10 protein-coding genes are annotated in these 10,480 nt (G+C 28.6%); all 10 read left to right on the top strand.

Features of this window, described 5'->3' with window-relative positions; all coding sequences use genetic code 11:
• On the top strand, positions 1-1,060 hold a 1,060-nt coding region (locus P8H68_RS08140; RefSeq protein ID WP_300323280.1), incomplete at its 5' end, for an ABC transporter ATP-binding protein.
• Position 1,061: 1 nt separating this feature from the next.
• Positions 1,062-2,141, top strand: coding sequence for a DegT/DnrJ/EryC1/StrS family aminotransferase (locus tag P8H68_RS08135; protein ID WP_300323277.1), 1,080 nt, complete (start codon positions 1,062-1,064; stop codon positions 2,139-2,141).
• Positions 2,142-2,143: 2 nt separating this feature from the next.
• The gene (locus tag P8H68_RS08130) at positions 2,144-3,256 is read left to right on the top strand and encodes an ATP-grasp domain-containing protein (RefSeq protein WP_300323275.1); all 1,113 of its coding nucleotides are present in this window, start codon (positions 2,144-2,146) and stop codon (positions 3,254-3,256) included.
• Positions 3,253-4,008, top strand: a complete 756-nt coding sequence (locus P8H68_RS08125; protein ID WP_300323272.1) for a class I SAM-dependent methyltransferase — start codon at positions 3,253-3,255, stop codon at positions 4,006-4,008. Before P8H68_RS08130 ends, P8H68_RS08125 begins: the two co-directional genes overlap by 4 nt.
• 1 nt (position 4,009) lies before the next feature.
• Positions 4,010-4,942: a hypothetical protein gene (locus P8H68_RS08120; RefSeq protein ID WP_300323269.1), complete on the top strand. Its 933-nt coding sequence runs from the start codon at positions 4,010-4,012 to the stop codon at positions 4,940-4,942.
• A 15-nt stretch (positions 4,943-4,957) separates the two neighbouring features.
• Positions 4,958-5,920, top strand: coding sequence for a glycosyltransferase (locus tag P8H68_RS08115; RefSeq protein WP_300323266.1), 963 nt, complete (start codon positions 4,958-4,960; stop codon positions 5,918-5,920).
• A gap of 4 nt (positions 5,921-5,924) precedes the next feature.
• Positions 5,925-6,944 (top strand): glycosyltransferase family 2 protein, encoded by a 1,020-nt coding sequence (locus tag P8H68_RS08110; RefSeq protein WP_300323263.1) that lies wholly within the window; start codon positions 5,925-5,927, stop codon positions 6,942-6,944.
• A gap of 45 nt (positions 6,945-6,989) precedes the next feature.
• Entirely contained in the window at positions 6,990-8,150 is a 1,161-nt protein-coding gene (locus P8H68_RS08105) for a glycosyltransferase family 4 protein (protein ID WP_300323261.1), read from the top strand.
• Entirely contained in the window at positions 8,147-9,169 is a 1,023-nt protein-coding gene (locus P8H68_RS08100) for a hypothetical protein (RefSeq protein WP_300323258.1), read from the top strand. Before P8H68_RS08105 ends, P8H68_RS08100 begins: the two co-directional genes overlap by 4 nt.
• 159 nt (positions 9,170-9,328) lie before the next feature.
• Entirely contained in the window at positions 9,329-10,480 is a 1,152-nt protein-coding gene (locus tag P8H68_RS08095; protein ID WP_300323255.1) for a glycosyltransferase family 4 protein, read from the top strand.

The following is a 10,480-nucleotide window of genomic DNA, read 5'->3' as shown; positions in this document are numbered from 1 at the left end:
AGACATCAATTTTGAAGTAAAACGTGGAGAGGTTCTAGGAATAATTGGTAAGAATGGAGCAGGAAAATCAACCTTGTTAAAAATTTTATCTAAAGTAACAGGTCCAACTACAGGTTCTATCAAATACAATGGGCGTATCGCTTCTTTATTAGAAGTGGGTACAGGTTTTCATCCGGAAATGACAGGGAAAGAAAACGTATTCCTAAACGGTGCTATTCTGGGTATGACCAAGAAAGAAATAGCTTCGAAGTTAGGTGAAATTGTTGAGTTCTCAGGATGTGAACGTTATATAGATACTCCAGTTAAAAGATACTCTAGCGGAATGAAAGTGCGTTTGGCATTTGCAGTTGCTGCATTTTTAGAGCCTGATATTTTAATTGTTGACGAAGTGTTGGCAGTTGGGGATGCAGAATTTCAAAAAAAGGCGATTGGTAAAATGCAAGACATTTCATCGGAGGGAGGAAGAACTGTATTGTTTGTGAGTCATAATATGGCATCCGTAAAAAGTCTTTGTAATAGAGCTATCATATTAGAAAACGGAGAGGTTTCTGTGGATACCGATATTGATAATGCTATTAGTCATTACTTGAGTAAAAATGCAGGCAAACAATTGTTTGAGGATGGAAAATATGAAACAAATGTTTTTAGGCTGAATAGTATAGAAGTAGTTTCGGGTATAGATAAAGCTAAGTTGGTGGAAGATGATGAACTGTCACTAGTGACAGAGATTTTCTTAAAGAATATTAAAGAAGATCATTATCATCTAACATATCATTTGTATAATGAGATGGGAGAGGCGATGTTTTCTTTTAGTAGTAATAATAACATTTCATTAACAGAAGGGAAAAATATTTTAAAATGTAATTTCCCAAAATCATTTTTTCAATCTGGTCAATATTTTTTATCTTTCTTTTTAGTGAAAAACAGAAAAGAAGCTGTGTTTGTAGAAAAAGATATTATCACGTTTACTGTGATAGATAGAAAAAGAGAAGTAGGGGTATATATGGGAAAAGAACCTGGATATATTAGACCACAATTTAAATGGGAATCCATAGTGTAGTATGATAAATGTAACACAAACTTTTTTACCTCCACAAGAGGAATATCAAAAAATTCTTTCTGAGTCTTGGAACAAAAAATGGATGACCAATAGGGGTGTGTTGGTTAAACGATTAGAGCAGAAGCTATCTTCTAAGCTTACTATTAATAATGTAATACTAACTGCAAATGGAACATTGCCTTTACAATTAGCGTTACGATCTTTAGAGGCTAAAGGAAAAGAAATTATTACAACGCCATTTAGTTATGTTGCTACTTCAAGTGCAATTGTTTGGGAGGGGTACAAACCCGTGTATGCAGATATTGACCCAGAGTACTTAACGATAGATGAAACTAAAATTGAAGCACTGATTAATAAAAATACAGTTGCTATTTTGGCAACTCATGTTTTTGGAAACCCTTGTAATATTGATGCTATTGAAAAAATTGCAAAAAAACATGATCTGAAAATTATTTATGATGGGGCGCATTCATTTGGAGTGAATTATAGGGGGAAGGCCTTATTGAGTTATGGTGATATGAGTACTTGTAGTTTTCATGCAACAAAAATTTTCCATACGGGTGAAGGAGGTTGTCTAGTATCGAAGAATGATGTGGTTCACAAAAAATTACTTCAGTCACATAATTTTGGACATGTTACTTCTAATACTTTTGAGCATGTAGGTATCAATGCTAAAATGTCTGAGCTTAGTGGAGCAATGGGGTTGGCGGTTTTTCCTTATTTTGATACGATAATTTTAGAGAGGAAAAAAGTAGTAGATTTGTACAATAACTTATTGGATTTTTCTAGACTAAAAAAAATTAATTTAAGAGAAGATACTGAGTGGAATTATGCATACTATCCTGTTATTTTTAACTCTGAAGAGGTTTTGTTAAAAGTAGTTGAAGAGTTAAATAAAAATGAAATATTTCCTAGAAGGTATTTTTCTCCATCTTTAAATATGTTGCCTTATGTTGATTATATAGCTTGTGAGGAAAGTGAGAGTGTTTCAAAAAGAGTTTTGTGTTTGCCTCTTTTTGTAGAATTATCATTTGAATCTATAAAACAAATTTCATTTATTGTTAATTCAATAGTTTCATAATTATGAGTAAAAATGTTGTTTTAATATTTTCTGGTTATAATAACAGAGCAGTTGTTGCTTTCTGTAGGTTTGCAATTGAAAAAAAGATACCATTTTATATCGTTTCAAAAGGAATAGATGACCTAATCTACAAAACGGATTATATAAAGAATATTCTTTTTGAAAGAAAAAAACCTGCTTTAACGATTGAGGATGTTTTATATTATTCAAGTTTAATTAGAGATAAAGGGACTTTAGATAAAATTATTATTTTACCCTCAACAGAATATTTAAATAGATTCTTATTAGATAATAATAAAGTATTAATTGAAAATAATATTGAGTTTGGTCTATGTAAAAAGGATGTGTATGAATTACTTTCTAATAAACATTCTTTTGGAGAACTTTGCCAGGGAAATTCGATAAATATTCCATTACAAATTTCAAGAAATTGTGTGGAATATCCTTTAGTGGTAAAACCTAAAACTTATTTTAATCAACAAAAAGAGATTTTCTCTCCAGAAGTTGTTCATAATGAAGAAGAATTAAATAATTATTTTAAAGATAAAGATGAACAAGATTTTTATTTACAAGAATATATAAAAGGTAAAAGTATTTATTTATTATATTATATTTTTTCTAATGGAAACTATTCGGCTTACTCCCAAGAGAATTATATACAGCAGTATAATGGAGGTTCAATGATCTTGGCAGAATCAAGTGAATATCATCTTGATAAAATTACTACTAAATTTATAAACCTTTTTAAAAAAGTTGGATACAAAGGATTAATAATGATTGAAGTAAAATTATATAAAGAAAAATTTTATATGATTGAGGCAAACCCTAGGTTGTGGGGACCTTCTCAATTGATTCTAGATGCCCAAATGGATTTATTTGATTGTTTTGCATATGATAATAATTTAATAAATGAATTAACGGAAAAAAAATACCTGCCAAATACTTGGTATTATTGGTCTGGGGGTTGTATAGAAAACTCCAAAGAAGAGCTGCCTGTAACTTTTTATAATTTCGATGAAAACAAGCTAGAAATTAAAAAAAGTGAAATTAAAAACAATGAAGTGTATAAAAGAAACGATACACTAAAGATTTATGAATTTGAAAACAAATTATGATTGATTCAAAAAAATTAAAAGAACTATATTCTAAAACGAGTAAGCATTCTAATTATCAACTAATTCCAAATTCCTTAAAACCAATTTTATCTAATAAAGATATTGTTGTAAAAACAAGGCAAGAGCTAGAACGAATGAATTACTTAAAGGAACATTTAAATTTTGAGGGGAAAAAAATATTAGATGTTGGAGGGAATACAGGTTATTTTTCTTTCGAAAGTTTAGATGCTGGAGCTTCAGAAGTTGTTTATATTGAGGGGACCAAGGCGCATGCTGAATTTGTTAAAGAAGCTTCGATACAAATAAATAAAAAAATAAAAGTTTATAATAAATATCTAAATTTTAAAGAACAGATAGGTGAGGAACCTTTTGATATAGTATTGCTTTTTAATGTAATTCATCATTTAGGTGATGATTACGGAGATAAAAATATTTCAATAATTAAGGCAAAGGAAGAAATGGCTAATTGTATAAATTATTTTTATGATAAAACAGATATATTAGTTCTTCAAATGGGGTTTTGTTGGCAGGGTGATATTACAAAATTGTTATTCGAAAATGGGACAAAATCTGAAATGATAGATTTTGTAAAGCAAGCAGTGAATAATAAATGGGAAATTTCAGAAATTGGTATTGCAGAAGAAATAGGTGAGAAAACAATTTATAAGGTACTAAATGATAGTAATGTTAAGCGCTTTGATGAATTAGGTGAGTTTAGAAATAGACCAATATTTATTTTAAAAAAGAAATAATATGTGGAAAAAAAAAGGGATGATTTACTTGCCGGATGGTAAAAACGAATTTGATTTATCTCACTGCCATAAACCAACGCCATTAATTATTAGTGATACCCTAGTAAGAGTTTATTTTGGAGTAAGAGATGAAAACCCAATAACTAGAACAACATTTGTTGATATTGATATTTCAAATTTAGAATCAATAAAAATAAATTCCATTCATGATAAACCTATTTTGGATATTGGTAAAATTGGTGCCTTTGACGATTCAGGAGCAAATGTTTCCTCTGTTTTAAGGGTGAATAATGAGGTTTATATGTATTATATTGGCTGGAATCCAAGCACAACTGTTCATACTAGAAATTCAATAGGTTTAGCTGTAAGTAAAGATAATGGGCTTAGTTTCAGTAGGATGTACGATGGGTCAATATTAGATAGAAATAAAAATGAACCATATTATACTGGAGCAGTTGATGTGATTTTTGACGAAGGTATTTATAAGATGTGGTATACTTCGGGAAGTGAGTGGAAAATAATTAATAATAAACCTGAGATTTCTTATCATATAAAATATGCAGAGTCTGTTAATGGAATAGACTGGGTAAGAGATAATATAGATTGTATATTGCCGAGTCATGAGTTTGAAGCAACCGCACGCCCTTGTGTTATTAAGGAAGGAGGCATATATAAAATGTGGTATAGTAAAAGAAATATTGATGGGTTTAGGGATAATATGAATAAAGGATACAGAGGGGGATATGCTGAATCTAAAGACGGTAAAAACTGGATTAGACTAGATCATTTATTTGGTGTGGATTTATCTGATAAAGGGTGGGACTCGGATTCTATAGCATACCCTTATGTCTTTAAGGTAAAAGATAAAAAAATTATGTTGTATAATGGAAATGGGTTTGGGAAAACAGGTTTTGGATATGCTATTTATGAATAATTTAAAACGTGTAAAATGATAACTGTCAGTATTAGTTGTTTAGCTTATAATCATGAAAAATTCATCAAAGAATGTTTAGACGGTTTTTTGATGCAGCAAACTAATTTTAATTATGAAGTGATAATTCATGATGATGCATCAACAGATAATACGACTAAAATTATTAAGGAATACGAGAAAAGATACCCTGATATTATAAAACCAATTTATCAAACCGAAAATCAATATTCGAAAGGCATTAAACCAACATGGAAGTATAATGCACCTAGATGGAACGGTAAGTATGTAGCAATATGTGAGGGAGATGATTATTGGACTGATCCATTGAAATTACAAAAACAAGTAGATTTTTTAGAAAATAGCCCTGATTTTATCATGTGTTATACAGATAGAATTGTTATTGATGAGCTAGGTAAAAAGCAAGACAATTCTGAATTGGGAGAATTAAAAAAAAACGAATTTTCTCATCACGAGATGCCCCTATTCTGCCCAACACTTACTAGAGTTTTTAGAAATACCCCTATGCCTAGTACAGTATATGGTGCACCTGGAGGAGATGCTTTTATGACAATTTATTTATCATCATTGGGGAAAATTAAATATTTAAATTTTGTTTCATCAGCCTATAGGGTAACAGATAAAGGAATTTATTCTGGGCTAAAGAAAGTAGCGAAACAGCAATTTGAACTAAAAACATCAATAGGATGTTTGGTTGTTTCTGATAGAATCTTAAGACAAAAAACGATAAATTTAATATTATTTGATTTATTAAAATTAAAATTAAAATCTGAGGAAGGTTATAAAGCGTTATGTGAAGAAAAAAAGGAAGATCTATTAAATTTTATAGATGAAACTTTTAAGTATTTTCAATGGATTAGGATCAAATTATTTTTAAGATTAATAGATTCAAATTTTATTTATAAAAAATATTTCTTTTATAAAATTTTAAGATCAAATACGAACAAATGGTTGAATTAGTGAAATGACTCAAAATAAACACAATATAAAAGTATCAATAATAATACCTGTTTTTAATAGCGGTGATTTAGTGTTCAGAACATTAGACTCTGTTTTAGAACAGACCTATGATAATTGGGAGTGCTTACTAATTGATGATGGATCGACAGATAATACCAAAGTGATTGTTAAAAATTATTGTGCGCATGATACTCGTTTTAAAATTTTGGATAGAAAATCTAATAATAAAGGGCCGTCTGCGGCTAGAAATACGGGTATTGTAGAAGCTAACGGTGATTATATTGTTTTTTTAGATTCAGATGATTTTTTATCTGAGAGTTGTTTAGAAAAGAGGATTGATTATATTCGAAAATATCCTAGTTTCGATGTTTGGGTTTTTAAGATGAGAATAATAAATGAATCTGGAAAGTTAAAAGATATTTGTAATGTATATCCAGAAGATATTAATAATCAAAACCAGTACATTAAACTATTTATTAGTTTTGTTTTTCCTTTTACCGTTACTTGTCCCATTTGGAAAACAAGTGTTCTTAGAGAACTAAATGGCTTTAATGAATTATTATTACGTTTTGAGGATCCTGAATTACATATTAGAGCATTAATATCGTGTTATAAATTTAAAATTAATGTTAATGACAAAGAAGATTGCTTTTATTATAAAGACAAAAAATATAAATCAAAATTTAATGAACAAAAAATGATCCAAACTATTTATATAAATTATTATAAATTTATATCGATTTGTTTGAATGATTCTTTAAGAAATTTCGAGAAGAATGAACAAATAGTAATATTAAGAAAATCATTGTATCATTTTTTAAGAGGTTATTTTTCAAAATTAAAAAATAATAATTTACATTTTTCCAAGATCTTAATAAAATTAGCATTGCATCAAATATTAAATTATAAAATATTTTTTAGTTTGATGTTCTTTAATTTCTTAGTGTATTTTGGTTATTCTCAGAGTAATGTTGGATTCTTCTGGTTAAAAAAGAAAATTTTTAATCTGTTTGTAGAGAAATAAAAACGGCTATTCCTCATTATTTAGATTATGATATAACTCCAGACAATGAATTTAGTAAATAAAAGTATAGTTTTAATAATAAAAACTCCAGTTTTAGGAGGAGCTGAACGTCAAGCTTTAGGTTTTGCTGATTATGCACAAAATACATTAAATTGTAAAGTGACAATAATCTCCACACACTCAAAAATATGTTCAAACGAATTTGAAGAATATGCGCAAGAGTTAAAATTGGATAATATTCATTATCGAGATGACTATTTTTTAAAATTTTCAAAATTATTTAGCTTTCAGAATTTTAAAAATGTTATCAAAACATTTTTGTATATATTTAGTATGATTTGGTTTGTAGGGAAGTTTAAACCATTTATGATAATTCCATTTCTAAATCCTCCTAGTAAATTAGCAGTTTTAATATATAAATTTACAGGTGCAAAATATACGTTTTGGCATCAATTAGGTCTAGATTTTTTTAGAGAAGATTTCTTAGAAAAAATTGCAATTAATAAAACACCCTTATTCATTGCAAATGCTAATAATGGAATTGATGAAATTCTAAAAACTTATGAAGTACCAAGAGACAAATTATACTGCCTTCCTCAGTATGCCTCATTGAAATTTGAAGATCAGGATTCCAGTAAAATTAGAGAACAATTAAAAGTTGATTCTGATGCTATAGTTATTGGTATGATTTCTCATTTCAGAAAAGAAAAATTATTTGATTTGTTGTTTGATGCTTTTCAAGAATTAAAAGTTGATAGGAAAATACATTTAATTTTATCGGGAGATGCTAAAAACTCAAATGATACAAATGAAAAATATAAGCAATTATTAAAAAAGGAAAATAAATCTTCCAATAAAATTACGGTTTTAACAAACAAATCTGTTTCTGAAATTTTGAATGTACTGGATATTGGCGTATTGGTTTCTACAATTGAAGGAACACCAAATGTTGTGATGGAATATATGTTGTATGGGTTACCTGTAATAGCAACAAATCATATTGGATGTAAAGAGTTACTAAACTCAGATGAATTAGTGATAAATAATAATATTGAAGAACTTGTGTTAAAATTAAATTTTTTAATAGATAACCCTGGTGAGGCAAAAAGAATAGGTTTAAATAATCAGAAAGAGATTCAAAAATACTCTAAAGAAAATTATTTTAAAAAATTGACATCAATAATTTCACAAAATCAGTTGTCATGAAAATAGTATGTGAAGTAGAATTGGTGGATAGTCCTCATTTATATCAATTGTATTCAGGTTTTATAAAACTTGAGTCATTAGGAATTGTCTCTCTTAAGTTTATAAAAAATAAAACGATAAATAAGACATTAAAACCTGTTATTAAGGTAAAAGTCAATAAAACGATAAACATTATTTACGACTTATTGGATGGTTTTAACTGGATTCCTGGTACTAGGGAAGAGAATTTAAAACATTTTCAAACGTCATGTATTGATGTTGATTATTATTTTAAACGAAGTTATAACGAAGAGTTGTTACGATACAATCTTAATAACTGCAAAATAATGCCTCTAGGACTTTTTTATAGAGTAGAGAAGCTAGATGTTTTTAAAAATAAACTTAAAGTAAAAGCAAGACGTGTTTTAGAAGTTTTACAAATGTATGAACAAAAAGAATTAAGATATGAAGCACTGCCAGTTTTTGAAAATTTAGACTCAATGTTATTTACAAGACTTTGGGATCCAAATGATGTTAATTCTAAAACTTTGAAAGAAGAAAGGGAATTAATCAATTTCAACAGAATAGAGTCTATTGAAGCTTGTCGAGAAAAATTTGGAAAATATTTTTCCGGTGGAATATCTGATACTCCTTTTGCACGCAAAACGGCCAAACATCTTGTCTTAAACCAAAATTTGACCAATAGAAGAAGTTATTTGATGAAGTTGAAAGAAACTCCAATTAACATAGTGAATCTAGGCTTGTTCGGTTCAACAGGAGGACGGTTTGCTGAATCAGTTGCTGCAAGTAGAGCAATTATTACAGAGTTTATGCGGTATGAAGTACCGGGTAAGTTTCAAGAAGAAAATAATTATTTGGAATTTTCAGGAAAAGATACTTTATTAGAGAAAGTAGATTTGTTATTAAGTTCTCCTGAAAAAGTTCGAAGTATGATGTTTGAAAACTATAAGTATTATAATACTTATTTAAAACCAGAAAATTTGGTGTTAAATTCATTGTTAAGAATATTTCATGATTAATTATGAAGATGTTTTTGTTTACATTTATTGCATCAATATAGCTAGATAAGTGAAATAATAGAAGTTTTAATACTATGATATGGCTTTCTATTTTGCAAGCTTTAAAGTTTATTTGATATAAACTAGAGGATTGTATTATACCATTAAAAAATAACACAAATGAAAAGTAACGTAAGAGTAGGTTTTTTGTCTATTTTAGATCCTTTTGATAAAAGAGCTTGGTCAGGTACACACTATAGAATGAAAAATTCTTTAGAGTCGGAATTTGAGCATGTAAAAATTATTGCACCAATAGCTAGTAAAAAATATATCAATACTATAGTAAGGGGGATTGATAAAATTCATAGAATATTGTTTAATAAAAAATTTAACAAGCATCAAAATATGATAATTAGTTTGCATAATGCAAAGCAACTACGAAATAAACTAAAAGATGTGGATGTTCTATTTGTTCCTTCAAGTTCAACTTTGTTACCGTTTTTAAATACAACTATTCCAATTTGTACTTTTGAGGATGCTACTTTTGACTTATTACTTGATTACTATCCAAATTATAGTTCTTTTTCCAAGCTAGCTATAACAGAATCAAAATACGTTTTTAAAAGATCTGTAAAAAAGGCCACATTTTCGATTTATTCATCAAATTGGGCAGCAAATAGTGCAAAGCAGATATATGGCTTAAGTAATAAGCAAGTTTTTGAGGTAGGTTTTGGCCCAAATATTGACGTAATCCCTGAACGAAAAGATGTTCTAAATAAAGATTTTACTAAAACCATAAATATTTTATTTTTAGCCAAGGATTGGTCTCGAAAAGGAGGAGAAATAGTTATTGAAACTTTTCACACGTTATTAAAACAAGGTATGGACGTATCTCTTACAATTTGTGGTTGCATTCCTCCTAAGAACTATCCCGAAGTGTCTGTTATTCCGTTTTTAAATAAAAACTTGAATGAAGATTTGAAAAAGTTTAATGAAATAATAGCTCAGACCCATTTACTATTTGTTCCAACTAGGGCTGATTGTACCCCTATAGTTTTTTGCGAAGCGGCTGCATATGGAATTCCGGTTTTAACAACGGACACTGGAGGTGTTTCAAGTATTATTGAGGACGGAGCGAATGGCTATTCTATGCCTTATGATTCGGAAATAGAAAACTATGTGTCTAGAATTAAATTTCTAATGAATGATGTGAGTCTTTTTAAAAGAATGTCCGAAAGTTCTCGAAGTAAATTTGAAAAAGAGTTAAATTGGCAATGTTGGGGAAAGAAGATGAAGGAAATATTGATTAAAGCAAGTAAAAAATATTCTTAG

Source organism: Flavicella sp., assembly GCF_029238425.1.
Taxonomy (GTDB): Bacteria; Bacteroidota; Bacteroidia; order Flavobacteriales; family Flavobacteriaceae; genus Flavicella.
This window is presented reverse-complemented; position numbering and strand designations above follow the sequence as displayed.